Source organism: Martelella sp. HB161492 (genome assembly GCF_013184775.1).
GTDB lineage: Bacteria > Pseudomonadota > Alphaproteobacteria > Rhizobiales > Rhizobiaceae > Martelella.
The window spans coordinates 39,224-64,260 of record NZ_JAATVV010000006.1 but is presented as its reverse complement, the minus strand read 5'-3'; the positions used below and the strand labels follow the sequence as shown (position 1 = coordinate 64,260).

Below are 25,037 nucleotides of genomic sequence, written 5' to 3'. Positions count from 1 at the left end.
GCCGGATCTCATCCGGCTGGGTCGCAACCATGCCATATCAGGAGACAAGATTCATGAGGCTTGAACGACGTCTGGCGAAAGCCACTTTCGCACTGGCAGCGACCTGCCTGCTTCTGCTTGGCCTTGCCGGCTGTACCGAGACGAGCGGTTCGGTGCCATCAACCAGCAGCTACAAGCCGCCGCCGGTAAAGAAGGAGCTGCCCGATTCCATTGTCGCCAAATGGGAGGTCTTTCCTGTTGTCGGAACCAGCACCCGCGGCTGCAGCATGACCTTCATTGCAAGCGCATTTGATCCGCATAAGGGGCGTGTCAGCCTGTTCTATTGCCATCGGATCGAAGGACTGGGCGGAATCAGAGGTTTGAGCCGCGTTTTCAACTGGAAGCGGAGAGGCACCACGATCATCCTGCTCGACATCATGGGCAAAAATATCGGCTCGATCGAAATGCCCGTGAACGCCTTCCCCACCCGCGCCTTCGGCTTTGTCGAGGATGACATCAACTTTGTCATGACCCGCAAGTCGTGAATGGCGCGCGCAACCGGCCTGATGCCGTGATCGGGCCGGTTGCTTCTCCCGCCGCGGCTTGATGGCGCCAGCTGGCATTACGCGCTTTTGGCAGACGGTCTTCGGTCCAGTTCGGGGAACAGTCTTTGCAGCATGTCCGGAACGGCCTCACCGCCCAGCCGACGCGTAAGATGTGTTACAGGTCCGCGAAGGATATGGAGCTGATGACTGCGTGCGCTGAATTGCCGGACACTGACATTATAGAGCAGCCGCAGCAGCATGTTGGACTGATGAACCGTGATGACATCCAGCACAGGCAGCAGATCCGGCGTGACGGTTTTCGCGCCGGGTGAGAGAAACATCAGGCCAAGTTTGAGCCTTGCCCGCGGATCAAGCAAATAGAGCTCGGCGGTCAGCTCTTCCACGGCGCGCCGCTGATTGCCTGCCATCAGCGCAACGGCCTTGTTGATCAGCAGGTAGATGTGGAACTGGGAACCGCGGTCGGCCAGCTCGATCGCCTGATCGTAAAGCATAATGCCGTCCTGGAGATTGCCTTCGGTTGCCAGAAATTGGCCGCGGATGGCAAAGGCGGCCGCAAAGGCGGTGGTCTGCATGAAGGCCTGTTCTGCCAGTTTTGTGGCGAGATCGCGATGGCCGCGATCGATGAAATGCAGAAGTTTTGCCAGGCCCAGCAGAATGGAAGGATCATTCTCGATCCGCGGCAAGGCTTCAAAGATAAGGGTCTCAATCTCGTCTTCAAGCTCACCCCATAGGGGCGCGGAGATATCATTGTCCTGAAGCATCCGTGCATAGACGTTGAATGCGAGCAGAACAGCGATTGTCGGATCGTCCGGCTTGCGCAGCCGTGCCTTCTCAAGTCGCTGTGCGTTCTCGGACCAGCTCTCGATATTGCCCGAGATCAGCGCACCGGCATCATGAAGTCTGAGATAGGCCGGTGGCGCGCTCGGTTCTGAAAGCGCCTCGCGCGGCAAGGCAATATATTCCCATATCCGGTCGGTCAGCCGCACGGCAAAATCATCGAGTTCGCGCAGGAAACCGCGCCGGGCCGGCAGCGTCAGGCGAAAGGCTTCAACGGTCTTCTGGCTGGCCAGTTCACTCAGCACAAGCGCCAGATGCAGCGTTCCCTTCTCTTCGTGAACACTGACGGCAAGGCCGAAATCGACCTGGTGGTGTTCTGCCGCCGGGTCGAAATCCGGCCGGTAAACAACCCCGCGCTGATGCCCGAGACAGCGTCGGAACGCGCGGCTCAGCCCGGCCAGCGTCTCGGCGGCTGCATCGCCGGCCTGGGCAAGACCGGTGACCGGCCCGACGACAAGGAAGCCGACAACCGGCGCCGCGCTTTGCCGGTCAGCGATCCAGACATAGCCTTCGCCATACTGCGTTGCGATAAATCGCGGCGCGCGCGGATCGTCACCAAGACGCTTTCGTAAGCGGTTAATGATGTAGTCGACGTTTCGTTCACTCAGTTCGCCGACGGTATCGCCGAGGCTTTCGAGCAATTGCGCACGATTGACGAGCTTGTGCGGTTCGCGTGAAAGCCGCAGGATCACCGAACGTTCCTGCCGGCTCAGCCGCAAGCGCTCTCCGTTATCGCGTTGTGCCGTCAGCATATCAGGTTGAAAGACCAGATCCTGGTATCGCAAGAACTCGCCGCTCCCTTCTCTGTGTCAATGCGGTGCAAGTTTCCCGTCGGAGCGGTGCAACGCCTGTAAGGGGCGATCATAAATGCATATTGTCAACTTACGGAAGCCCCGGCATGGCGAATATTGCGCCAGCGCCAGGCGCTGCGTCATGCCCGACCGGAACCGCGCATCATGGGCTCCGGAAATCAGGCATCATGTGCGCGCAGAAACCTCAGCCTGGTGCAAGTTCAACAATGGCATCGACCTCGACAAGGCCGTTTGCCGGCAGGCTCGATACGCAGACGGCCGTTCTGGCATGGCGTCCCGCATCCCCGAACAGCGCGATGAACAGTTCCGAAGCGCCGTCGGCGATTTTCGGACCATCCGGGAACCCGGCAGGTGCCGAGACAAAGGCCCCCAGCCGCAGCACGCTTGCAACCTTGTCGAGAGAGCCGGCCGCTGACCTGATGTTGAACAGCAGGTTGAGCGCGCACATCTCCGCCGCCTTCTTCGCCATCGCAAGGTCGTAGCCGTCCTCGACCGGGCCGAAATATTGCGGCACGCCATTCCATTCGCAGATCTGGCCCGCAAGGAACAGCAGGTTGCCGGAGCGTTTATACGGAAGAAAATTGGCTCTCGATGGCGAACTGTCCGGCAGGGCCAGTCCCATCTCAGAAAGCCTTGCTTCAATTGATGTGCCGTTCATATCCTGCTCCGCAACCGTTATGGTCTGTCTCTGTCATCGAACCTGCCGCCTATTGCCGCGCCGTGAGTTTCGCCGCCAGTGCGATCAGCGAGCGGTCCGAACCGCGCGGACCGATCAGCGACATGCCGAGCGGCACACCGCCGATCCGGCCTGCCGGAAAGACGACCTGCGGCAATCCCGACATGCCGGCAACGCAGAGCAGCCGCATCGCCAGATGGCGGAAATCGACGAAAATTTCAGGCGCCGGCTCCCGTTCGAACGGAATGTCATGCACGACAGGCGCAAGCAGAACCCCATCCGTGCCCAGCAGGCGGTCAAGGGATTGGCGGAAGGTCTGCCGGATGGCGTTGGCGGCCTCCTCTTCTTGCAGCGTCACGGATTTCGCATGGTCGTAGCGGCTGTCAATGCCGGCGGCGAGCGGCATTGCCGACGTCTCGATGAAGGGCACGACCGACTGCCGCGCATCAACCCCTTGCAGCGCGCGATAGGCATCATAAAGCGCGGACGCCCCGCCCTGCGGGTAGATAGTGACGGGTTCGCCATCCAGCGCGGCAAACATGCGGTCGTAAACGGCGTGCTGGGCGGTTCCGAGCTGTTCGACCATATCCGCCGGCATCAGCAGGCGCGGGGTCTCCGGCAGGTCGATTGCATCTTCCGCCATCAGCACGGCCGCGACCCGCGCCAGGATCTGCCCGTCCCGGGCGAAGAAGCCGCAGGTATCGAAACTGGCGGCAAGGGTCATGCAGTTGAGAAGTGAAACCCGGCCGTGGGTCGGCCTCAGCCCCCAGATCCCGCAGAAACTCGAAGGCGCCCGCACCGAACCACCGGTATCCGTGCCAAGGGCGAAATCGGCAAGCCCCGCCGCAACGGCTGCCGCAGAGCCGGAAGAGGAGCCGCCAGGGATCCGGTCAGGTGCAGCCGGATTGACCGGCGTGCCGAAATGAACGTTCATGCCATAAAGCGACCAGGCAAGCTCGTCGGTGTGGGTTTTCCCGACGAACCGCGCTCCGGCGTCGAGCAGGCGCTGGACCGAAGGCGCGCTTTCGGATTTTACCGGGCTCATCGCCAGTTTCATCGGGCAGCCGCAGCCTGTGCGGTAACCCGCAACGTCGAATATGTCCTTGACCCCGAATGTCAGTCCGGCCAGCGGCCCGTCGCCAGCCCGGTCCACCTCCACCGCCGGATAGGGCATGAAGGCGTGCACGGGGTCCTGTTTCAGCAACATCTCATTTCCTCGCAGTTGAACATGGTACCTCAGACCGGCTGGCTTTGGTCTTCCAGCAGACAGGCGACCCGGCGGCCAGGACCTGGGGTGAAGAAGGGCGGCAGCGCCTGCGTGCAGGCCGGCATGACCCGGCTGCAGCGCGGCGCGAACTGGCAGGCATCGGGCTTGCTCTCAAGCGAAGGCGGTGCACCCGGTATGGCCTCAAGCCGGGTGCCCTTGGCGACATCGTGCAGATTGGCCGACAGCAGGCCGCGGGTATAGGGGTGGCGGGGATCACGGATAATGTCGTGGATCGAGCCCTCCTCGACAATATTGCCCGCATACATGATCGCCACGCGGTCCGATATTTCCACCGCAACGCCGATATCATGGGTCACGAAGATGATGCTCATGCCGAATTCCTGCTGAAGCTCGCGCAAGAGAAGCAGGATCTGGATCTGAACGGTTGCATCAAGTGCGGTTGTCGGCTCGTCGGCCAGCAGCAGTTTCGGCCGGCAGGCAAGTGCCAGAGCGATCATCGCCCGCTGGCGCATGCCGCCCGACATTTCATGCGGATAGTTCTTCAGCCGCCTCTCCGGCGAGGGAATTCGCACTCGGGTCAGCATGTCCAGCGCGACATCCATGGCCGCCGCGCGGCTGATGCCCTTGTGGCGCATGACGGTTTCGGCGATCTGGTCGCCGATCGTATAGACCGGATCAAGCGCCAGGGCCGGCTCCTGAAACACCATCGACACGTCGCCGCCGCGATAGCGTGACAGCCTGCGCCCCGAAAGCGTCATGATATCCGTACCGTTGACGTGGATCGACCCGTCGATCTCGCTGCGTTTTGGCGGCAGCAGGCGCAGAAGCGTCTTGAGCGTGACGCTCTTGCCGGAGCCGGATTCGCCCAGCAGACCGAGCATCTCGCCCTGCCGCAGCTGAAGATTGAGGCCGTTGATGGCATGGACCGTGCGGTCGCCGCGAAACCGGACATTGAGATCGCGAATGTCGAGCAAAGGTGTTTCCGTCACGATATCGCGTCCTCTTTTGCCAGAGAATGCCCGGACGCCTGATCATGGATATGGCAGGCGGCGAGATGATCCGCATCCGCGCCAAAGGGCGCGAGCACCGGCTTTTGCTGCGAACAGACGGGTTCGGCGAAACGGCAGCGCGTGTGAAACCGGCAACCCGATGGTGGATCAACCGGATTGGGCGGGTCCCCCGAAAGCGGCGGCTCGACCGTACGGTGATCCGGGTCCATTGACGGCATCGCCGAGAACAGCGACGCCGTATAGGGATGCGCCTGGCTGGCATAAATCGCCTCGGCCGGACCGATCTCGATCACTTCGCCGAGATACATCACCAGAACCCGGTCCGAAATGAAGCGGACGACGTTCAGATCATGGGAAATGAACACATAGGTCAGGCCGAATTCCTGCTTGAGGTCGGCAAGCAGGTTGAGAACCTGCGCCTCCACCGATTTGTCCAGCGCTGAAACGGCTTCATCGAGAATGACGATGCGGGGTGCCATGGCGAGCGCACGCGCAATATTGACGCGCTGACGCTGCCCGCCGGAAAGCTCATGCGGAAAACGCCGGGCAAAGCGCGCCGGATCAAGTCCGACGCGCGCCAGAAGATCACGTGCCCGGCCGGCGGGATCGGAGAGCCCCTGCACCTTGGCGCCAAAGGCAACGGAATCCTCGATGGTCAGGCGCGGATTGAGCGAGGCATAGCTGTCCTGAAACACCATCTGCATCGATTTGCGCATGTCCTTGAGCGAGATGTCATCCCCCAGCGCTTCGCCGTCAAAGACAATCCTGCCTTCATCGTGCTCGATCAGCCCGATCAGCAGCCGCGCCGTGGTTGACTTGCCGCAGCCGCTCTCGCCGACGATACCGAGTGTTTCGCCTTTGCGGACAGAAAAGGAAACCCCGTCTACGGCGCGCACGGTCGCCGTCTGCCGCCCGAGCAGTCCGGAGCGGATCGGAAAATGCTTCTTCAGATCCTTGACGATGACCAGCGGCTGCGCCGGTCCGCCGCGATCTGGCTGCTGCTTCGGTTCAGTCTTTGACATTCATGGCGCTCCTCAGACCGTCGCTCAGAAGGTTGAGACAGAGTGACGTAATGAAAATCATGATGCCTGGCAGGGCCGCCACCATCGGGTTGACGTAGATCGCCGTCCTCAGCGTATTGAGCATCAGGCCCCATTCCGGTTCCGGCGGCCGCACGCCAATCCCGAGAAAGGACAGGCCCGCGGCGAGGATCATGCAGACGCTTGTCAGGCTGGTCGCATAGACAAACACCGGGCCCAGCACATTGCCGAGAACATGGACCCGGATGATCGTCGCCGCGCTCGCGCCGGAGGCCTTGGCCGCATCGACATAATCCAGCGAGCGCACGCCCGAGGTCACGCTTTCGGCAATCCGGGTGATCGACGGGATGAAGACGATCGTCAGGGATACGAGGCTGTTGACGATACCGGCGCCAAGTGCACCTGAAATCGCCACGGCCAGCAGCACCGAGGGGAAGGCAAAGAAGATATCGACCGTGCGCATGATCACGGTATTGACGAGGCCACCGACATAGCCCGCCGTCACACCCAGCGTCGTGCCGATGAAGAAGGCAAACACAACCGGCATCAGCCCGGTCAGAAGCGTCAGCCGTCCGCCATAGATCAGCCGTGCGAGCATGTCGCGGCCCTGTTCATCGGTTCCCAGCGGGAAACCGGGTGTGCCTATGGGTTTCAGCCGCTTGATCATGCTGCCCTTATAGGGGTCGGCGAGATCGAGATAGGGCGCAAAGATCGCAGCCAGGATCAGGAGCAGCAGGATCACCGCGCAGACGAGTGCGATCGGGTCGCGCCGGAAACGCTTGAAGACGCCGGACCAGTAGCCCGATCTGCGGGCTTCATCGCCGGCAAAGACGGTATCGCTTGTCGAAGCCATCGGTCAGCTCCTCTTGATGCGAGGGTCAATGAAGGCCTGGGCCACATCGACACAGAGGTTCACGAGGACGAAAAACAGGGCCAGAACGAGAATGGTGCCCTGCAGGATCGGCAGGTCGCGTTTGAAGATCGCATCCGACAGCAGGAAACCCGTGCCCGGCCAGTTGAATACGGTCTCGATCAGAATGGATCCGCCAAGCAGGTAGCCGAGCTGGATGCCCATGGCAGACAGTCCTGTCGGTGCGGCATTACGCATGACATGGCGCAGGACATCGCCGCCGGTCAGCCCCTTGGCAAAGAGCGCCTGAACGAAATCCATGGTGTAGATCTCGCCGACAAGCGCGCGCATCGTGCGGGCAATAATGCCGATCGGCACAACAGCAAGCGTAATCGCAGGCAGGATAAGATGCTGGATATGTTCATAATTCCATGACCACCCAGGGCTCCCCGCCCCCATCGCCGGCAGCCAGCCGAGCTTGACGGAGAAGATGATGACAAAGACGATGCCAAGCCAGTAATTGGGCACGGACACCCCGGCAATGGCGACCGTCGTCACCGCCTTGTCGATCCAGCTGTCACGAAAATATCCGGCCAGAAAGCCAAGAAAGGCACCGAGCGGAAAGGCGATGATGCTGGCGGAGAACGCCAGAAGCAGGGAATTCTTGACCGCCCTCATGACCTCGCCCGCCACCGGCCGCCCGGTGGCAATCGACTTGCCGAGATCGCCATGCAGCGCCTTTGACAGCCAGATGACATATTGCTCGGGCAGCGGTTTATCGAGGCCGTAGGCAGCGCGCATTTCCGCCTGCTCCTCGGCCGTCGCATCGATGGACATGATCGCGGTCAGCGGGTCGCCGGGCGCGATGTGGACCAGCGCGAAACAGATAATGCTGACGCCAATGGCGACAGGAATTACATAGAGCAAACGTCGAAAGAAATAGACCAGCATCGGCACGCCTGGTTGTCATGAAAGAAACAGTCCTGAAAGCCGGTTGCCCCTTGCCGGGACAACCATATGTCAGGCCGTGACAGGCATCATCCTGTACGGCGCACTGAGAGGCGGGACTGGAACCCGCCCTTCAGGCATTATTCCATGGTGATCCCGGAGAAGTTCTGGAACCAGTTCTGCGCCTGGACGAAGCCCTTGACATGCTCGCTCATGGCGCGCGGGGCAACATCATGGGCAACCATCAGGAAGAGTGCGTCATTGACGAACTTTTCATGGGTCTTCTGCAGCACCTTGACCTGTTCATCGGGATCGAAGGTGTTGCGGATCTCGCTGAACAGCTCATCCATTTCCGGATCGCAATAATGCCCCCAATTGGTGCCGTTCGGGGCAATGAGATCGCAGGAAAGGTGACGGATCAGGCCGGTGAAGGGATCCTGGATGAAGTAGGAGAAATTGATCGATTCCGATCCCTGGACGCTGGCATCGGCAGCGCCGGCACGCCAGAGATTGATCATCTGGTTCCACTCGACGACCATGAAGTCCACGTCGATATAGGCTTCGGCAAGGCTCTGCTGGATATATTCATTCATCGGCAGGGGCAGCATCTGGCCCGAACCCGACGGCGAGATCAGTGCCTTGACCTTGAGATGATTGTCCGGACCGTAGCCGGCTTCCTTCATCAGTGCCTGGGCCTGATCGAGGTCATAGGTCACCTGGAAATCGGGCTTGCCGAACCATGGGCTCGAAGGCGGCAGGAACCCTTCTGCCGGGATCATCAGCCCGCCCAGAAGCTCGGTCATGCCGTGACGGTCAATGGCAAGGTTTGCAGCCTTGCGAACCCGGATATCATTCCAGGGCGAGCCCGGAAGGCGCGACAGATGCCATGTCCAGTTATGCGGATAGGCATTGGAAACGATCTGATAGCCGGCGCCCTTGATCGCCGGGATGGTGTCCGGGGCCGGCGCCTCGATCCAGTCGACCTGACCGGACATCAGGGCCGCGGAACGCGCGTTCGGCTCCGGCAGCGGGATCAGCACCATTTCGTCGAGCTGGGGAATGCGGCTCTTGTCCCAGTAATCCGTATTCGGCACGAGTTCGGCGCTTTCGCGCGGAACGAAGCTTGCCAGCTTCCACGGGCCCGTGCCCGAGGGTTCCTTTGCAACTTCGTCCCAGCTCTTGCCATGCGCTTCCCAATTGGCCTTGGAGGACATCAGGATCCAGGACAGCTGATAGGGCAGCGTTGCATCGGGCTCCTTGGTGGTGATTTCGAGCGTGTAGTCGTCAATCGCCTTGTAGCTGGCAACGGCGGGAATACGTGACTTGCCCTGGGCGGACTGGCGCGGGTCGTACTGCTCGCTGTCGGGAACGAGAAGCTTGTCGAAATTCCAGACGACATCACTGGCGGTGAAAGGGCTGCCATCATGGAAGGTCACGCCTTCACGCAGCTTCAGCGTCCATTTTGTGTGGTCGTTGGGGTCGACCTGCCACGAGGTCGCAAGCCCAGGGATCAGGGTCGACGCCTTGTCGGCGCTCGTCAGGTCCCACTCGATCAGCGAGTCATAGACCGTGTAGCCCATGAAACGCATGCCCTCGCCACCCTGGTCGGTCTGACCGGTTGTCAGCGGAATATCTGCTGCCGTCATGCCGATGCGCAATGTACCACCGGCATAGGCGCCGGAGCCGGAAGCGGCCGCAAGCGCAAGCGGGATGACGGTCGACACAAATGCCGCCCGGATCAGTTTTCTAAACATTAAACATTCCCCTTTTTTCAATTTTTTGTCGCCAAGAACAAAGAGAAAGCCGCATTTCGTGTCTTCACCGCTTGAGACGGAAAAGGGCCAAGTCACGCTGGCTCGGTACGGAGATTTCAAATCATCATTGACGTGCCGGTCTTTCCATTCCATCAACTGGTCTGACCGGTCAGACCGAACGATAACATCTGTTCAAAATATCGGCAATAATTTAATGTGATTAACAAATGTGCATGAGAACGCGTTTTCCGGCAAGTGGTCTTGACGATCTGCGGCTTTCGATGCAGGTCAGAACGCAGGGAGCAGGAGACGCGGGGCACAGGCAGTTGATCAAAACGGCGATCGGTTCCGCCGCGCCTGATACCGCGATTGTGCAGTCGCCAGATAAGAACAGGGCGATGGAGTAATTTCGATGGATGTGGAGTTGAGCGACAATCCGCCAGGTTCGGCCAAATCTGTTCCCGCGCGTGTTGGAGAGGCCATCCAGGACATCATACGCAAGAGCGGGCTCGAAAATGGCGACAAGATCCCCTCGGAACGGACGCTGTCGGCCATGCTTGCGGTTTCCAGAACCTCCGTACGTGAGGCGATCTCGATGCTCGAGGCGCTCGGGCTGGTGCGGGTCGAGGTTGGCCGCGGCATATTCGTCGCCACGCCGCGCCGCTTTGCGCCCGTCGATCAGTGGCGTTACTCGCAGACCTATTCGCTGAAGGAGATCTATCAGTTCCGCCTTGCCGTGGAACCGATCGCCCTTCGCCATGCCGCAAGGCATCTCACCGCCGCCGATGTCAGAAATCTGAGAACCCTCTCGCAAGCCTATGCCGCGGCGGCCGCCTGCCAGGACCCGATTGCCGCGGCGGAACAGGACCGCATGTTTCACGACCTGATCTATCAGCGTTGCGAAAACCGTCTGATCCGGGAAACGCTGGAAGGTATGGCGGCGATGATCCAGAGCAGCCAATGGGCGCCGCTGATCAATCTGGATACGCTGCATGAAGCTGGCGAAGAGCATATGAAGGTCGTGATCGCGCTCGAAGCGGGGGATCTTGAGAGCGCCGTCGAGGCACTGGCAGATCATATCCGCCGCGTCGGCCTGCGCTGCGGTATCGCAACGCTTTAGCCATTCCATCAGACCATGATGCGATCGATGACGGCATCGGTCGCGGACATGTTTGCCGGCAACAACGCGGTGCAGCGGCGTGCGACCGGAAAACCGGCCGCCCGCACCGCCATTTCAACCCTCGTAATCTGCGTCGGAAACCTTCTCCATCCAGGTCACGGGACTGCCATTGATGCTTTCCTGAATGGCAATATGGCTCATCGCCGTTTCCGCTGAAGCGCCATGCCAGTGTTTTTCCTCCGCCGGGAACCAGACAACATCGCCCTGCGAAACCACCTCGACGGGTCCGCCTTCGCGCTGGACCCGGCCTTTGCCAAACGTGATGATGATCGTCTGGCCGGCGGGATGTGTGTGCCAGGCCGTGCGGGCACCCGGCTCGAAGGTGACGTGAGCGCCGCTGACGCGACCGGGTTCTTCGGCAGCAAACATCGGATCGACACGCACAGTGCCGGTAAACCAGTCTGCGGGACCTTTCATCGACGGGGCCGAACCGGAACGGATGATCTTCATTTTAGTCTCCTTGTCCTGGCGCCTTCAGCGCCAATTTTTGAAAATTGATGGGGCAATTCGGGGCCGTCGGTGCGGCCTGTGCCTGAAACAGCATTCCGCATGCGGATCTCCTTTGATGTGAAATTAGAACGATCGGTATGTGAGAAAAGTACGGTTTCCTGCTAGCTACAATGAATGTCATTCATGCAAGCTGCGGGGCCTCCCTCGGCTGCTCGTGGGGATCGTCGCTGGCAACCCGGCAACGGAAATGCGGACGGCACAACAGGGCGATCTGCGAGCAGCTGCCGAATGCCAAAGGTCGCGTCAGGCCGGACGGTGTTCAGACGGCCGGTAGCGCAGCCTGTCGATCAGCAGTCTTTGCGCGGTACTCATCTGGCGGCGGGACGGGTAGCAGAGCTGGAACCCGTCAAAAGGTGCGCACCAGTCGGCAAGCACGCGCTGCAGCCTGCCACGGTCAATGTCGTCACAGACCTCGGGCAGCGTCACATAGGCGATACCGAACCCCTCGCGTGCCGCATCGACGCAGAGCCCGGATTCGTTGAACAGAAAGGGCCCGGTCACCCGGCGGGTGATTGCCTCGCCGTCACGCTCGAACTCCCAGTCATAGGGAGCGCTGATCGCGCCAAAGCGCAGCACCAGACAGTCATGGGCATCGAGATCGGCAGGATGTAGCGGCACCCCGCGACGGGCGAAGTAGTCTGGGGTCGCAACGGCGGCCATCTCCACCGGCGGTCCAACCGGGACGGCGATCAGATCCGGCCCGACCATCTCGGCAAGCCGCACCGCCAGATCAAAACGCCCTTCGGCAAGATCGGCCAGCCGGCTGTTGGTATTGAGCTCGATCCTGATTTCCGGATAGTCGCGCACCAGCTGCTTGACGACAGGCCAGAGGATCGTCCGCACCGCCGTGACCGAAGCGGTGATCCTGATCAGCCCGCTTGGCGTATCGCCGATGGCGCGAAGCTCCTCGATACGGCTCTCGATCTGCTGCAGTCCCGGGCGCAGCGACAGGATCAGCTTCTCGCCCATTTCCGTGGTCGAGACATTGCGCGATGAGCGGTTCAGCAATCGGAACCCCAGCATGGCTTCGAGCCGCCTGATGGTATGGCTGACAGCTGATTGCGACACGCCGAGCCGCACGGCGGCGCGGGTGAAATTGCCCTCGTCAACGACCGCCAGAAACACTGTAAGATCAGCCAGCTCATCCCGCTTCATCGGCATTTGTCCCTTCGAGAAAACCTGTGAACCACCATGATAGCGTAACAGAGACGCCCGACAGCATGAAGCCCGCTCATGTCCTGCATGAATGAGGCTCAATGCTGGCACCCGCCGGACCGGCCCGGCAGGCTGACGGATCCCAGTCCGGAAAGCCTGAGACAATTCCGCTGCATTTCATGAACATCACTCATGGATACTATGCACGACTCGCCGGTACAGCCTGACCGGCATAGACCCTATTTTCCCGTTCAGAAACTTGACGTCCGTCGTCGCTGACGATCCCGTCGCCTGCCCGAGCGGATGCAGGGTCTGGCGCCGGGCACGTTGCCGGACACTGGACGTCACCCGGTAAATCGACTGACAAAAAAGGTGAAGGGCATGATCCTGAACGAGACATACACACTGCCGAATGGCGTAAAGATCCCCAAGCTCGGTCTTGGCACATGGATGATTGACGACAACACGGTTGCCGCTGCCGTAAAGGCTGCCATCGCTATCGGCTACCGTCATATCGACACGGCCCAGGCCTATGCCAATGAGCGCGGCGTCGGCGAAGCGATCCGTTCGAGCGGCCTTGCCCGCGACGATCTTTTCGTCACCACCAAGCTCGATGCCGCCTTCAAGACCCATGCCGAATCCAGGGCGGCGATCGACGGCTCCCTCGACAGCCTCGGGCTGGACCATATCGATCTGATGATCATACACAGCCCCCAGCCCTGGGGCGAATTCGCCGGTGAGGAACGCTTCTTCGACGGCAATCTGCAAGCCTGGCGCGCGCTTGAGGAAGCCTATAATGCCGGCAAGATCCGCGCCATCGGCGTTTCGAATTTCGAGGAGGCCGATCTGGCCAATCTGCTGAACAATGCCAGCATCAAGCCGATGCTGAACCAGGTTCTGGCCCATATCAGCAACACGCCGTTTGACCTGATCGAATATTGCGAAAGCAAGGGCATTCTGGTCGAGGCCTATTCACCGGTTGCCCATGGCAAGATCCTTGATCACAGGGAAATTGCCGAAATGGCAGCGAAATACGGCGTCAGCGTCCCGCAGCTGAGCATTCGCTATTGCCTTGAACTGGGCCTGCTGCCGCTGCCGAAAACCGCAAATCCTGATCACATGCGCACCAACGCCGCCGTCGATTTCGAGATTTCCGCGGCCGATATGGACGTGCTGAAGTCCATGGACCGGATCAAGGACTATGGCGATGCCAACATGTTCCCGGTCTATGGCGCGAAGCTGTAAGCGCGCTGTTTGCATATGCCGAAACGGCTGCAGGGTGCTGTCACCGCCTGCAGCCGTTCTGGATGACGGCCCGGACGGGCGCGTCACCGGCAATGCCGGCCAGCCCCGTCCACAAGGACAGGCTGGCCGGCACGCTTGGGCTTTACTCGACGGGATTGCCGTCGGCATCGACCACATGAAGCGTACCGAGGCCAAGCGCCCTGATGTCATCCTCGATCTTTGCCCGATCGCCAACGATCACCCAGGTCAGTGGCTTTCCGCCAAGAATTACCTGCGCTGCCTGGTTCACGGCATCAACGTCGATGCTTTCGAGTTTGTCGGCATAATCGTCATAATAGCCCTGCGGCAGACCGTTCTGAACCTCGGAGACGAGATAGCCGATAATCCCCTGATTGGTTGACCAGGCATCCGGCAGGCCCAGAATGGCCTGATCCTTCGCGGCCTCGACCTCTTCGGCGGCAACTGCCTGATCCGACACCACGCCCCTGAGGATCGTCGCGATTTCCGCCATGGCTGGCGCCGTCTTGTCGGACTGTACCGGCGCGGTGACCGAAAACAGCCGGCCGCCATCAGGGCCACCGAAATTGCTGCGCGCGCCATAGGACCAGCCCTTTTCCTCACGCAACGTCATATTGATGCGTGAAACGAAGTCACCGCCCATGACCTGGTTGAAAATCCGGCGATTTTCCTGATCGGCCTGCGATCGGGCCGGCCCCGTGACCGCCGCTTTGATGACACTCTGGATCGCACCGGGCTTGTCAACGAGATAGATATTTGCCGCGTCGATGACAGGTTCTTGCGGGACGATCACCGCTGGCAAAGTCTGGCTGTCCCAGCCGCTGAAAGCCGCTTCCACCAGCGGCTGGACCTCTGAAAGGCGCGTATCGCCGGAGACGATCAGCGTCGCATTATTGGGGTGGAACCAGGTGCTGTAGAAGCGCTCGAGGGCCGCCCGGTCGATGGCGGCAAGCGATTGCCCGGTTGCCAGACGACCATAGGGGCTGTCCGCGCCGAACATGACCTCAGACATGACACGGTCGGCCACATCAACGGGACTGTCCTTGCTCAGTTCGAGATCATCCAGTGCCAGCGCCTTGACCCGGTCAACCTCCTGCTGCGGGAAGGAAGGATGCATGATGATGTCTGAATAGATGGCAAGGCTTTCCCTCAGCCCGCTTTTCATCGCCGAAAGCCAGATCCGGCTGCCGTTGCTGTCGATTGCTGCGGAGAAATCCGCGCCGAGCAGCCCGAGCTCGGTTTTGATCTCGTCGCGGCTCAACGTGTCGGTGCCATGCGCAAGCAGTGTCACGGCCAATGCACCGGTTCCCTCAGCGCTTTCTTTCCAGGCCACATCCGGGCCGGTTTTCAGCAGCATCGAGAAGTCGACAATCGGAGCGCCGTCACGGTGGACGACCATCAGCTGCATGCCATTGGCAAGACGCGCGGTTTCAACCTCCGGAAACACAGCCTTTGCCATGCCCTCGGGCCTCGGCAAGCCAGAACGATCAGCCTCCTGGCCCGATACGGAAAAGTCGGGGAAAGGGATCGCCCACGAGGTATAGCCAGGCTCGGTGAGCCAGTCCTTTGCGACCCGCATGAGGTCGTCGGCGTCAGCAGACTTGATGGTGTCGATCTCGCTTGTCCAACCGGCAGGATCGCCGAAAAACGTCGTGCTGGCGCTGAGCAGGTCAGCCTTGAAGGAAAGGCTTTCGAGATTGCGGGCGAATTCCGAGAGCATCGAAGCGCGAGCATAGGCCAGCTCGGCATCGCTCGGGCCAGCCGTGGCCAGCTTGGCGATTTCCGCCTGCAGGATCTGTTCGATCCGATCGAGGTCGGCATCCTTCTTTGCCGTGACGCTGATGATGAACTGACCGCCAAGTTCGCGCTCGTAGACGAAGGCATCGACATCCGTGGCCAGTCCGTCATCCACGACAAGCCGCTTGTAGAGCCGGCTGTTATCGTCGCCAGCGAGGATAAACGCCAGAACCTTCAGAAAGGCTGTGTCCTGGTTAACGAGCATCGGGCCATTGAGGACCTTGAAAAGGCGGGGATGCGAGACCTTGTCTTCGATGACCTCCCGCACCGGTTCGTTCATCTTGACCGGCCAGCTGGTGGGAGCGACAATCGGTCTGCCGCCGGGGATATTGCCGAAATATTTCTCAACGCTGGCGCGGGCCTCATCCATGGTGATGTCGCCCGAAAGGGTAATGACCGCATTGGACGGGCCGTAATAATCGCGGAACCAGTTTTTGACATCGTCCAGCGTGGCGGCATCAAGATCTTCGATGGAGCCGATGACGGGGTGATGATAGGGATGTCCGTAGGGAACGCCAGCCGTCATGGCCCTCTCGAAGGCCTTGCCATAAGGCTGGTTCTCATGCTGCCGCATCTCGTTCTTCACAACGGCCAGCTGTTCATCCAGCTTCGCCTGATCAACGGCCTCAAGCAGGTGTCCCATCCGGTCGCTTTCCAGCCACAGGATTGAATCCAGCGCATTCCTGGGAACGGTTTCATAATAATTCGTCCGGTCCGTCGATGTCGAGCCGTTCAGGTCGGTCGCCCCGAGTGTTCTGGTTGCCTTGAAGAAATCGTCATTGAAGTTGGCTGAACCGTTGAACATCAGATGCTCGAACAGATGGGCAAATCCTGTTCTGCCGGCAGGCTCGTCCTTGGAGCCGACGTGATACCAGATATTGACAGCGATCAGCGGCTGGGAATGATCCTCATTCACGACCAGTGTCAGGCCGTTGTCGAGAACAGTCATTTCTGCCGGAATGTCGAGCGCAAGCGCGTCAATGACCCTGGCTGAAACGGCCAGCTCTAGGGCCTTTGTGTCTGCCTGCTTCTGGGTGCCTTCAAAGACCGGTGCTCTCTTTTCTGCATTGGCGGCCAAAGGCGGTACCAGCAGACATGTGAGCAGTGTGATCGCAGGCAAGGCAATGCGTGAATTGGCGCGCCCCATTTCATCTCCTTCGGTTGCGTCATCCGCTATCGGACAGACCTTTGCAGCTGAAGGTTGAGAAGAGAATTGGGCGCATTTGAGGGAAAATTGTTGCGGCAGGATGGCGCCAGCCCGGCGCCGGAAATCCGGACATGTCACCTACCGTCAACGTAGCATAACGGCACAAACCGGTAACCGAGGCGTGGGCTGATTTTCCCCAGCGATAACAGCTGAAATGCGTGCAGCGACCGCGTTTCCGGGGCGGGATGCAGCGCCCGAAACGACACAGCGCCGTAAGCCTCGCCAGACATTCATGCGATTATAAAGTGCATATAAAGCACCGGGAAAGAACGCCGGCCCTCAAGCGCGCGGCGCATCGAACGGCAGGGGACGGCTTCGCCGCTATCAATACATGGGACGGCAGCGTCGCGGCCCGTCTCAGGATCAAGCGGAATCACCAGGCTTGACAGGCACCAAACCGCCAAAAAGTTTCTGACGGAAATTTAAAACAAGTAATATTGGAAGTTTCATCAACTCGGTATAGGGTACTTACAGTTGTATATGAAATTGCATACAATCCAGCCCATTCACGAGAGAACTGCGAAACAAGCCAATGACAGACAATGCGCTACCCTTGTTCTACCGCACCCCTGAGGCACTGCGTTTTGAAGATCATCGCGACCTCTGCCTCGAACGCCGTGATGACTTTAGCTTTGCCCGACACACAAACGCGATACCGCTGCCGCCGTCCGAGTTTCTGCCTGCATCGAGAGACTACCCGATCGTGTTTGCCCGCGGCAGCGACATGCCCTCGCCAGTGGCCGTCACCGGGTTCCGGGCAAGGCAGAATCTGTTTGTCACGGAACAGGGCCACTGGAAATCCGGTACCTATATCCCGGCCTATGTACGCCGCTATCCCTTCATCATCATCCAGTCGCAGGATCAGTCGCATTCGGTTCTCGGTTTTGACTCGTCATGCAACCGGATCAAGGCGACTGCCCAGGCTGACGATCCCATACCCCTGTTCGAGAAGGACGGCGCGGCCAGTCCGGGCGCAAAGCAGGCGATCGATTTCTGCCACAATTTCCACCGCAGCTCGCTGTTGGGGAATGAACTGGTCAAGGAACTGACGGCACATGATCTCCTGGTCGAAAAAAGCGCTGAAATGACGTTGGTGGACAAGCAGCGCTTTCGTCTGGACGGATTTCTGGTTGTTGACGCAGACCGTTTCCGGGCCTTGCCGGAAGATGTCGTCGCCGCCTGGCACAAGAAAGGCTTTACGGACGCCGTCGTGCTTCATCTCGCCTCCGCGCAGAACTGGCAGCGCCTTGTCGAGCTCGACATCCTCGAAAATGGCTCCGCTGCGGCCTGACAGCCAAATGGCCATCTTGCCGGTCTTCATCATGTCAGCCGAACGGGACATGGACCAGTCACGACAGCGCTGACTGGCCAGTCATGAGAATGCGGCCCGTTCACTATTCCAAAAAGGGGGAAGCCCAACATGCGAAAAAGTTTTCAGTTTCTGGCCGTCATGGCCTTTGGTTCGATCATTGCGTCGACAACGGCATTCGCCGACGACGACGTCGTATCGCCCTCCGATATCACCGTTGCCTACGGCGACTGGCAGCAGCATTGCATGCTCGTGCAGATCCAGAAACAGGGTGAAGCGGATCCAGCTGCGCCGCAACGCGTCTGCGAGGTGACTCAGACCCTCAACATGCAGCAGAAAGACGGCCAGACCCAGCGCCTTCTGACCATCGCTGTCGGCAAGCTACCCATGGCGGAATTGCCGCGTGTGGTCGTGCAGACGCCGAGTGGCGTTGATCTTCGCAAGGGCGTCACCCTAACGCTTGGTGAAGCAGATCCCGAAGCCGCGAAAACACCGAAAAAGGGCGGCGCCGTCACCGCCGAGGCCGACCAAATCGAACTCACCTTTGTCACCTGCGGACAGGTTTGCACGGCTGACCGGGAACTCACTGCTGAGGAATTTGCCGAGCTGAAGTCGACGGATGCTGCCTCGATCACTTTCCAGTCCATGAATGGGCAGGCCATCAAGGCGCCCTTGTCTCTCAAGGGGTTCGCCGCCGCCATCGCGGCAAAACCACCTGTGGAATAGTCGGATACGATTGCCAAGTTTTGGGAGGGGCAAGCCGCCCCTCCCGAGAGGCCGATAGTGCATGACGCTGGCGGCAGCCAGTGCGGCCTAAATCATCGCTTTTCAGCGTCCCTGCGATCCGTGAGGCTGCTGTGCGTTGTTCCGGTTCCTGTCCGGTTCGCTGCGGGCAGATGCGGCGTTCGACGAGCCTTCGCTGTACGGGTTGCCGGTTGCTGATCCGGATGTGCTTGCACCGAGACCGCTTTTGTTCCGGTCTTCAAGGATTTTCGCGTCGCTGTCGGTCGCGCCGTTCTGCCTGTGTAACCGGACATAATCAGCGTCGGACTTTTGCTGAAGATTACGGCGAAAGTCTTCTACGCCGCGGCGCGTTTCGTGCCGAGCATAGTTAACCGACAACTGGTTCAGGAATTGCTGTCTATCTTCATTCCGCCTGACATTATCGCCGGACGTCCCTGTTCCCTGCATTCTTGATATATCTGATCCCATTGTGAAGTCTCCCTCATTTCGACAATGTGGTCACGCTAGTTTACTGAAAACATATAAAAAATTCATTTCTTTAAATATTTCTCAGGCGGCCGCGAATGCGCCTTTGCACAAGGCGGTGCGGCCCTGAGCGGATCAATCCCGGCCCAGAAGGACGCCGGCGGCCGTGTTCCACTCGGCAATCAGATCGATATTTTCAGGATCGCGCAGCCAGCGCAGCTGCACCCCATCCATAAGTGATAGAAGCAGGCGGCCGCGGGCGATCGGATCCATCTTCAGATGACAGCGCGCAGCAGCAAAGGTCTTGATGACGCGCTGTTCTCGGGCGACGAAGTAGCTGTGAACCGGATGGTTCGGTTGCAGCGCCTCGGCGCTGAGCAGCGTGTAGAGCCGGACGATCTCCGGCTGGGACGCATTGCGATGCACAAGCGCCTGACAAATGGTTTCCACCGCAAAGCTCTGGATCTGCTCATAAAGCGTGTCGCGCCTGACCCCGAGATAGGCGGCAAAGGCCTGCCGGTCATCCTCATCCCGCTTCTCGATGATGGCGAGCAGCAGGTTTTCCTTATTGCCGAAATGATGGAGAATGGCGGTGTCGGTGATCCCGCAACGCAGCGCGATATCCCGGATCGATATGCCCCAATAGCCGCGTCCGGAAATCAGCACAGATGCTTCGTCGATGATCTGGTTGCGCCGGTCTTCCGCTTTGAGACGCCGGCCCGTGCCCTTGCCCAATGCACCCATGTCAGTTTTTCCAGACAGGCCGCCAGGGCCCTTTCTTCCGTGAATCACGTGATTGACAGTAAAGCGGGTCAGCGCGAAACGGAAGCCGCGCTGTTGTACATCGGCCGGAAAACCGGAGCGGCATCGTTTCCTAAAGTTTGCTGATACCATCGGCAAGCGCTGCAAGGGCACCGATCAGCGACAGGGCGAGGGTCAGCTGTGCGGCATGGCGCGCCTTCATCCAGCGTGTCAGCTGTGCACCGAACAGCATGCCGACCACCATGACGGCAACAATGCCGCCCCAGACCCAGGCCGCCAGCGCCGGCCACGCATCCGGCGCGGCGGCAAGACGGGCAATCACGGTTCCGGTCGACAATGTGATCAGATAGGGTTGCAGCGTGGCGACGAAGGAGCGCTGGTCCCAGCGGGTCGCCTCTTTCAGCGAGGTGAGTGCGACACCGCCGACACCGGCCAGAACCGTCATCGCCCCGGCCAGGCCGCCAGCCGCCGTCAATGTTCCGGCATTGCGCGGATATTCCCTGAGATAGCCGGCGGTTACCGAGGCCGCCAGCATCAGAAGCATGACGATGGCGCTGATGATTTCCGCCTCTGCGCCGGGGAAACGGGAGACGAAAACCGTGCCGATGACGATACCGGCGGCACTGGCGGGCAGGAGAACGAGATAGGTTTTCCAGTTCACATCGCGAAACACCTGCGTCAGTACGATGATGGCGGAGGCAACGCCGCACATCTGCACGAGAACGACCCCCTGGGCCGGGCCGATTGCAATGATCGTGAACGGCGCCACGACCATTGCAAAGCCGATACCCGACACACGCTGCAGGACCGCGCCGATGAAAACGGATGTCAGGAGAAGCGGCATTTCATTGTATCCTTCAGTGAACCCGGCGGATCGCCAGGAAAAGCAGCGCCCCGATCACGGCGGTGACGGCCGAGACGATGAACAGTGCGTGATAGCCGACATTGGTGATGGCAGCGGCGGCGACCAGCGGCCCGGCGATCTGGCCACCGGTGCTGGCGAAGTTGAGAATGCCGAGATCCTTTGCCGAGGTCTCCGGATCAGGCAGAACCGCAATGTTCAGCGCCTGATCGACCGCATTGAAAATGCCAAGACCGAGCCCGCCAAAGACCGAATAGAGAATGATCATATGCGGGGTTGGCGACAGATAGGGCAGGAAAACACCGATGGCGATCAAAAGCGAGGCCAGAACCACCGGAAGCTTGATCCGGCCGAGCTTGTCGGCGACGGGCCCGGCGACAAACGCCATGGCGATACCGGCAATCATGATGATCGTTGCGGTCAGCGAGATATAACGGCCGGCATCCGCACGGTCGAGCAGCATGTAATCGGTCAGGATGTAGAGAATGTAACCCTGCACCGAGAACTTTGCGACCATGATGAAGAACTTGCCGAACAGCGCCAGATAGTAGTCACGGGCATCATGCCGGGCGAAGACGAAGTGATCGAGAACCATCTCGCGGCTGAAGGTCTTCTTCGGCATCGGCAGGCTTGATAGCTCGCGGAAGAAGAAGGAGGCTGCCGGTGCGGCAATGGCTGTCAGCACGCCGAGGATCAGGAAGCCCTGCGAAATATCGCCGAGGAACTGGGCGCCAATCACCTGGCCGAGACCGCTGCCAAGGCCGATGCCAAGTGCATAGGAAGACGCGGCACTGCCGCGGAACCGTGGTGCGATGCGGTCGGCAATCGTGGCGATCAACGGTGCGATGATGGCATTCAGAAAGATCTGGTAGATCGCCCAGGTGACGATCAGCCCGGTCGCCGTCTTCACATGGCCGAGATAGAGCAGGCTGACGAGCGAGCCGATGGCGCCGATCCAGATCCACGGCGTGCGGCGTCCGAGCTTGCTGCGGGTAAGATCGGAAAAGGCGCCGATCAGCAGGTTGGCAAGCGTTGCAACCACCATGGCGATGGTCGAGTTGAGTGCGATGATGGTGGCCTTGTTGCCGGGATCGATCTCGGCAACGCGGGCTGGCAGCAGCACGGCAACGGCGCCGAGATAGGCAACGATCCAGCAAAAGGCACCGATGGCAAGGCCGATGGCGATGCGCTTCGGGAAATGTGGTTGCTGAAGATTGGTGGTTTTTCCGGTCCATCCCGATGATGTTCCGGCCTCCCCGATCGGTTCTGACATGGTTTTCCTCCCATTCGTCAGTATCAGATTGATGTTTCCGCAGCCTCCGGGTCACCCCAGAAACGAGCTGCTTCAATGCGGATTTCACCCGCCGGCAAATGGAAGCAGCTTTTCGCTGCATCAAAGCGCATGAGCGGTTGAAGGGTTGTGATGACTGTGGTCCGTGCTGTCTGACCGGCGGCGAGATCAAGGACGGCAAAGCCGATCAGCTCGCGCTCCCCTGCCCGTTCGCCGTCAAGCCGGGTGCCGTAGATCTGGATATTGGCCTGTCCGGCGCGATCACCGGTGTTTGCGACCGTCACGGAAACGGTCGCGGCCGTCTCATCTCCCGCCGTCACGCTGACGCTCTCAATGGCGAAGGATGTGTAGGAAAGGCCGAAACCCAGCGGATAGAGCGCGGTCTTGCCCTCATGGGCAATGCGGCGCTGGCCATACCAGCGGTCATAGGTGATTTCGGTGGCCGCAGCGTCGAAATAGGGCAGATCCGCCTCGCTTCTGGCGATGGCATAGGGCAGACGGCCGGCGAAATTCTCGCGGCCGAGCAGAAGGTCCGCGATCGCGTGGCCGCCTTCCATGCCAGCATACCAGCCAAGCACCAGCGCCGGTGCATCCTCGTGCCAGTCCGCCATCATCACCGCACCTGCCGTCTGGACGACGACGACGGTGCGGGGATTGGCAGCCCTGACCTTGCGGATCAGCGCAACGGCCTCGGGCAGAAGACCGAGTTTCTTGCGGTCTCCGCCGATCTCCGGCTTGCCTTCGGCCGCCTTCAGCCGGTCCATCATCGTGTCGAGCACCGCGTGATCGGCATCGCTTTCCGGAGCGGGATAGAGCTTCATCAGATCATCGCGGCCATAGATGCGGCCATTGACCCATTCGCCTTCTTCTGCCGCCGTATAGCCGACGACGACGACGGCAACGGATGCCTTTGCCGCGAGCGCGGCGGCCTGAGCGGCATCGGAACCGTCCGCGTGATAGATCTTGGCCCCGGGCAAGGCCGCCCGGATGCCTTCCAGCGGCGTGACGACATGGGCGGCGTGGACGTTGGACGAGCCCTTGTCGCCGGTGTTCTGCAGATCCGAAAGCCGGCCGACCACGGCGATGCTGGCAAGGCTTGCGGCGTCGAATGGCAGGACCGGCCGGCCCTCGACAGTCTCGTTGCGCAGCAGCACCATGGATTTCACCGCCGCCCGGCGCGATAAGGCGCGGTGGGCGGGACTGGCGATGATGTCCGTGCCGGGCTCGTCTGTATCCCGTCCGGCGAAATGGCGCAATTGCGTTGCAATCAGACGCCGGGCTGCGGTTTCGACCATGTCCCAGTCCGCAGCGCCGTTTTCAAGTGCCGCCGGCAGCCGGTCGGCCCTGAGCTGGGCAAAGGGGGCTTCGAGATCAAGCCCGGCCTTCAGCGATTTTGCCGCGTCGCGGATCGCCCAGACAAAATCGCTGATGACGAAACCGTCGAAACCCCATTGATCCCGCAGGATCTCGGTCAGCAGGTTTTCACTGTCACTCGCCCAGTCACCATTGACGCGGTTATAGGCGCACATGACAGAGGCAGCACCCGCTTCCATCGCCCGCTTGAAATGCGGCAGATAGTCCTCCTGCATGGTGTCCTGATCGCATTTCACGTCGACATCGAACCGTGCATTTTCCATGGAATTCAGGGCATAATGCTTGATGCAGGGCATGGCATTCGGCTTTGTCCCGCGGACCAGCGCTGCCCCCATCGCGCCAATCAGAACCGACTGGTCCGAATAGGTTTCCTGAATCCGGCCCCAGGCCGGATGGCGCGGCAGGTTGATACAGACGCCGCCGAAAAAATTCCCGCCCGATGCGCGGACCTCAAGGCCGATGGCACGGCCGATTTCCTGTTCAAGCGCGACATTCCACGATGCGCCACGCGCCATCGAAACCGGGAACGCCGTTGCCTTGCCGACGACAACGCCACGCGGCCCGTCAATGAAGCGGATGCCGGGAATGCCGAGACGGGCGTTGGAACCCATGACATAGGGGCGATGGTTGTAACCGTGATCCATGATCTCGCCACGCCCCTCCCAGAAGGGCGTATCGCCATGCAGCAACGCCAGTCTTTCATCAGCGTCAAGCTGGGCATAGATCCGGGATGCCAATGCGTCTGCCTCTCCGCCATTGCGGAGAGCATCGACCGCCTCAAAAAAAGACATGGCTTCGCTCTCGGCAGTTGCGGTTGCCCGCACTGCCTGTTCGTCTCTACGCATTGGTATGCCTCCCGTATCATTTACTTAGCGATCACTAAGTTAACTGGAACCTGATCCTGATTTGAGCGGACGTCAAGCGCTTTTTTTTAGAAATCCCGGCAGAGCCTGTTGGCTGGAATATCGATGCCGGCGCGGCGGTCCCGTCAGCGTTTCCGTCACCCTCCGCCGCTCCCAACCATCGCCGAAATGGCATAATTAATATTTATATTCTGATAGATAGACAGGCCTTGACCGACGCGGAAGGGATCAGCCACGCCCGTGAGAGACGGGCTCAGGTGACGGCGAATGGACGGTGGCACCAGGGCGCTTGGTCGCAGTTTGGGTGCCGCTCGGTCGTTGAATTTCGACGCCATCAGCCGAATCTGATTGGGCGCGAACCGCCATCTATTCTGCCGGGACGTGATGATTCCGGAGAGATGTGACGCCATTATCTGAGTGGGTGAAATGCATGAACAAGAATGCATTGTGGTGACTGCGATACCGTTTTCCGCCGTTGGCGCGGCGGCCTGCGGATCCGGCCGGATCCAACAGTTGCAATCATGGCTTTAGGCGATCTCCCCCACCGCGCGGGAG

The 25,037-nt window shown here is 60.1% G+C and carries 21 protein-coding genes; 5 read left to right on the top strand and 16 right to left on the bottom strand.

All coding sequences use genetic code 11. From position 1 onward, the window contains the following. The first annotated feature begins 53 nt into the window (after positions 1-53). Positions 54-524 carry a hypothetical protein gene (locus tag HCK86_RS11415; RefSeq protein WP_176084605.1) on the top strand — a complete coding sequence of 157 codons (471 nt, stop codon included), beginning with the start codon at positions 54-56 and terminating at the stop codon, positions 522-524. A 77-nt stretch (positions 525-601) separates the two neighbouring features. On the opposite strand, the gene HCK86_RS11410 is transcribed toward HCK86_RS11415, so the two are convergent. From HCK86_RS11410 to HCK86_RS11375, 8 genes are all read right to left on the bottom strand, one after another. Continuing rightward, positions 602-2,101, bottom strand: a complete 1,500-nt coding sequence (locus HCK86_RS11410; RefSeq protein ID WP_176084604.1) for a helix-turn-helix domain-containing protein — start codon at positions 2,099-2,101, stop codon at positions 602-604. A 277-nt stretch (positions 2,102-2,378) separates the two neighbouring features. Further along, entirely contained in the window at positions 2,379-2,852 is a 474-nt protein-coding gene (locus HCK86_RS11405; protein WP_176084603.1) for a RidA family protein, read from the bottom strand. 49 nt (positions 2,853-2,901) lie between these two features. Continuing rightward, positions 2,902-4,077, bottom strand: a complete 1,176-nt coding sequence (locus tag HCK86_RS11400) for an amidase (protein ID WP_176084602.1) — start codon at positions 4,075-4,077, stop codon at positions 2,902-2,904. A gap of 29 nt (positions 4,078-4,106) precedes the next feature. After that, positions 4,107-5,087: an ABC transporter ATP-binding protein gene (locus HCK86_RS11395; protein ID WP_176084601.1), complete on the bottom strand. Its 981-nt coding sequence runs from the start codon at positions 5,085-5,087 to the stop codon at positions 4,107-4,109. Beyond that, positions 5,084-6,130 (bottom strand): oligopeptide/dipeptide ABC transporter ATP-binding protein, encoded by a 1,047-nt coding sequence (locus tag HCK86_RS11390; RefSeq protein ID WP_176084600.1) that lies wholly within the window; start codon positions 6,128-6,130, stop codon positions 5,084-5,086. The genes HCK86_RS11395 and HCK86_RS11390 overlap by 4 nt, the downstream gene beginning before the upstream one ends. Next, positions 6,117-7,001 (bottom strand): ABC transporter permease, encoded by an 885-nt coding sequence (locus HCK86_RS11385; protein WP_176084599.1) that lies wholly within the window; start codon positions 6,999-7,001, stop codon positions 6,117-6,119. Before HCK86_RS11385 ends, HCK86_RS11390 begins: the two co-directional genes overlap by 14 nt. 3 nt (positions 7,002-7,004) lie before the next feature. Further along, complete coding sequence (locus HCK86_RS11380; protein ID WP_176084598.1) at positions 7,005-7,949, bottom strand: ABC transporter permease; 945 nt, start codon at positions 7,947-7,949, stop codon at positions 7,005-7,007. Positions 7,950-8,086: 137 nt separating this feature from the next. Then, positions 8,087-9,700: an ABC transporter substrate-binding protein gene (locus tag HCK86_RS11375; RefSeq protein WP_176084597.1), complete on the bottom strand. Its 1,614-nt coding sequence runs from the start codon at positions 9,698-9,700 to the stop codon at positions 8,087-8,089. A gap of 412 nt (positions 9,701-10,112) precedes the next feature. Here HCK86_RS11375 and HCK86_RS11370 point away from each other — a divergent pair, with 412 nt between their 5' ends. Continuing rightward, complete coding sequence (locus HCK86_RS11370; protein WP_176084596.1) at positions 10,113-10,820, top strand: FadR/GntR family transcriptional regulator; 708 nt, start codon at positions 10,113-10,115, stop codon at positions 10,818-10,820. 114 nt (positions 10,821-10,934) lie between these two features. On the opposite strand, the gene HCK86_RS11365 is transcribed toward HCK86_RS11370, so the two are convergent. After that, the gene (locus HCK86_RS11365) at positions 10,935-11,330 is read right to left on the bottom strand and encodes a cupin domain-containing protein (RefSeq protein WP_176084595.1); all 396 of its coding nucleotides are present in this window, start codon (positions 11,328-11,330) and stop codon (positions 10,935-10,937) included. 303 nt (positions 11,331-11,633) lie between these two features. Further along, complete coding sequence (locus HCK86_RS11360) at positions 11,634-12,551, bottom strand: LysR family transcriptional regulator (protein WP_246739559.1); 918 nt, start codon at positions 12,549-12,551, stop codon at positions 11,634-11,636. A 375-nt stretch (positions 12,552-12,926) separates the two neighbouring features. On the opposite strand from HCK86_RS11360, the gene HCK86_RS11355 reads away from it, so the two are divergent. Next, on the top strand, positions 12,927-13,790 hold the full coding sequence (locus tag HCK86_RS11355; RefSeq protein ID WP_176084594.1) for an aldo/keto reductase: 864 nt from the start codon (positions 12,927-12,929) through the stop codon (positions 13,788-13,790). 142 nt (positions 13,791-13,932) lie between these two features. Here the strand turns inward: HCK86_RS11355 and HCK86_RS11350 are convergent, their stop codons facing one another. Beyond that, entirely contained in the window at positions 13,933-16,752 is a 2,820-nt protein-coding gene (locus tag HCK86_RS11350) for a pitrilysin family protein (protein WP_176084593.1), read from the bottom strand. A gap of 592 nt (positions 16,753-17,344) precedes the next feature. Here HCK86_RS11350 and HCK86_RS11345 point away from each other — a divergent pair. Both HCK86_RS11345 and HCK86_RS11340 read left to right on the top strand, forming a co-directional pair. After that, positions 17,345-18,103, top strand: coding sequence for a SapC family protein (locus tag HCK86_RS11345; RefSeq protein ID WP_176084592.1), 759 nt, complete (start codon positions 17,345-17,347; stop codon positions 18,101-18,103). 129 nt (positions 18,104-18,232) lie between these two features. Further along, positions 18,233-18,847: an invasion associated locus B family protein gene (locus HCK86_RS11340; protein ID WP_176084591.1), complete on the top strand. Its 615-nt coding sequence runs from the start codon at positions 18,233-18,235 to the stop codon at positions 18,845-18,847. A gap of 102 nt (positions 18,848-18,949) precedes the next feature. On the opposite strand, the gene HCK86_RS11335 is transcribed toward HCK86_RS11340, so the two are convergent. The 5 genes from HCK86_RS11335 to HCK86_RS11315 all read right to left on the bottom strand — a co-directional run bounded on the left by HCK86_RS11335 (position 18,950) and on the right by HCK86_RS11315 (position 24,464). Then, complete coding sequence (locus HCK86_RS11335; protein ID WP_176084590.1) at positions 18,950-19,333, bottom strand: hypothetical protein; 384 nt, start codon at positions 19,331-19,333, stop codon at positions 18,950-18,952. A gap of 132 nt (positions 19,334-19,465) precedes the next feature. Beyond that, positions 19,466-20,074, bottom strand: coding sequence for a TetR/AcrR family transcriptional regulator (locus HCK86_RS11330; protein ID WP_176084589.1), 609 nt, complete (start codon positions 20,072-20,074; stop codon positions 19,466-19,468). A 130-nt stretch (positions 20,075-20,204) separates the two neighbouring features. Further along, the gene (locus HCK86_RS11325; RefSeq protein ID WP_176084588.1) at positions 20,205-20,936 is read right to left on the bottom strand and encodes a sulfite exporter TauE/SafE family protein; all 732 of its coding nucleotides are present in this window, start codon (positions 20,934-20,936) and stop codon (positions 20,205-20,207) included. A gap of 13 nt (positions 20,937-20,949) precedes the next feature. Next, entirely contained in the window at positions 20,950-22,227 is a 1,278-nt protein-coding gene (locus HCK86_RS11320) for an MFS transporter (RefSeq protein ID WP_176084587.1), read from the bottom strand. 23 nt (positions 22,228-22,250) lie between these two features. Beyond that, positions 22,251-24,464 carry a glycoside hydrolase family 3 C-terminal domain-containing protein gene (locus HCK86_RS11315; RefSeq protein WP_210259894.1) on the bottom strand — a complete coding sequence of 738 codons (2,214 nt, stop codon included), beginning with the start codon at positions 24,462-24,464 and terminating at the stop codon, positions 22,251-22,253. Positions 24,465-25,037 lie beyond the last annotated feature (573 nt).

Excerpts from the sequence above, each read along its gene's own strand:
- HCK86_RS11355 (WP_176084594.1), top strand. The coding sequence starts at position 12,927 with ATGATCCTGAACGAGACATACACACTGCCGAATGGCGTAAAGATCCCC.
- HCK86_RS11375 (WP_176084597.1), bottom strand. The coding sequence starts at position 9,700 with ATGTTTAGAAAACTGATCCGGGCGGCATTTGTGTCGACCGTCATCCCG.
- HCK86_RS11365 (WP_176084595.1), bottom strand. The coding sequence starts at position 11,330 with ATGAAGATCATCCGTTCCGGTTCGGCCCCGTCGATGAAAGGTCCCGCA.
- HCK86_RS11400 (WP_176084602.1), bottom strand. The coding sequence starts at position 4,077 with ATGTTGCTGAAACAGGACCCCGTGCACGCCTTCATGCCCTATCCGGCG.
- HCK86_RS11415 (WP_176084605.1), top strand. The coding sequence starts at position 54 with ATGAGGCTTGAACGACGTCTGGCGAAAGCCACTTTCGCACTGGCAGCG.
- HCK86_RS11325 (WP_176084588.1), bottom strand. The coding sequence starts at position 20,936 with ATGCCGCTTCTCCTGACATCCGTTTTCATCGGCGCGGTCCTGCAGCGT.
- HCK86_RS11345 (WP_176084592.1), top strand. The coding sequence starts at position 17,345 with ATGACAGACAATGCGCTACCCTTGTTCTACCGCACCCCTGAGGCACTG.
- HCK86_RS11340 (WP_176084591.1), top strand. The coding sequence starts at position 18,233 with ATGCGAAAAAGTTTTCAGTTTCTGGCCGTCATGGCCTTTGGTTCGATC.
- HCK86_RS11385 (WP_176084599.1), bottom strand. The coding sequence starts at position 7,001 with ATGGCTTCGACAAGCGATACCGTCTTTGCCGGCGATGAAGCCCGCAGA.
- HCK86_RS11390 (WP_176084600.1), bottom strand. The coding sequence starts at position 6,130 with ATGTCAAAGACTGAACCGAAGCAGCAGCCAGATCGCGGCGGACCGGCG.
- HCK86_RS11360 (WP_246739559.1), bottom strand. The coding sequence starts at position 12,551 with ATGCCGATGAAGCGGGATGAGCTGGCTGATCTTACAGTGTTTCTGGCG.
- HCK86_RS11405 (WP_176084603.1), bottom strand. The coding sequence starts at position 2,852 with ATGAACGGCACATCAATTGAAGCAAGGCTTTCTGAGATGGGACTGGCC.
- HCK86_RS11330 (WP_176084589.1), bottom strand. The coding sequence starts at position 20,074 with ATGGGTGCATTGGGCAAGGGCACGGGCCGGCGTCTCAAAGCGGAAGAC.
- HCK86_RS11320 (WP_176084587.1), bottom strand. The coding sequence starts at position 22,227 with ATGTCAGAACCGATCGGGGAGGCCGGAACATCATCGGGATGGACCGGA.
- HCK86_RS11370 (WP_176084596.1), top strand. The coding sequence starts at position 10,113 with ATGGATGTGGAGTTGAGCGACAATCCGCCAGGTTCGGCCAAATCTGTT.
- HCK86_RS11380 (WP_176084598.1), bottom strand. The coding sequence starts at position 7,949 with ATGCTGGTCTATTTCTTTCGACGTTTGCTCTATGTAATTCCTGTCGCC.
- HCK86_RS11335 (WP_176084590.1), bottom strand. The coding sequence starts at position 19,333 with ATGGGATCAGATATATCAAGAATGCAGGGAACAGGGACGTCCGGCGAT.
- HCK86_RS11315 (WP_210259894.1), bottom strand. The coding sequence starts at position 24,464 with ATGCGTAGAGACGAACAGGCAGTGCGGGCAACCGCAACTGCCGAGAGC.
- HCK86_RS11350 (WP_176084593.1), bottom strand. The coding sequence starts at position 16,752 with ATGGGGCGCGCCAATTCACGCATTGCCTTGCCTGCGATCACACTGCTC.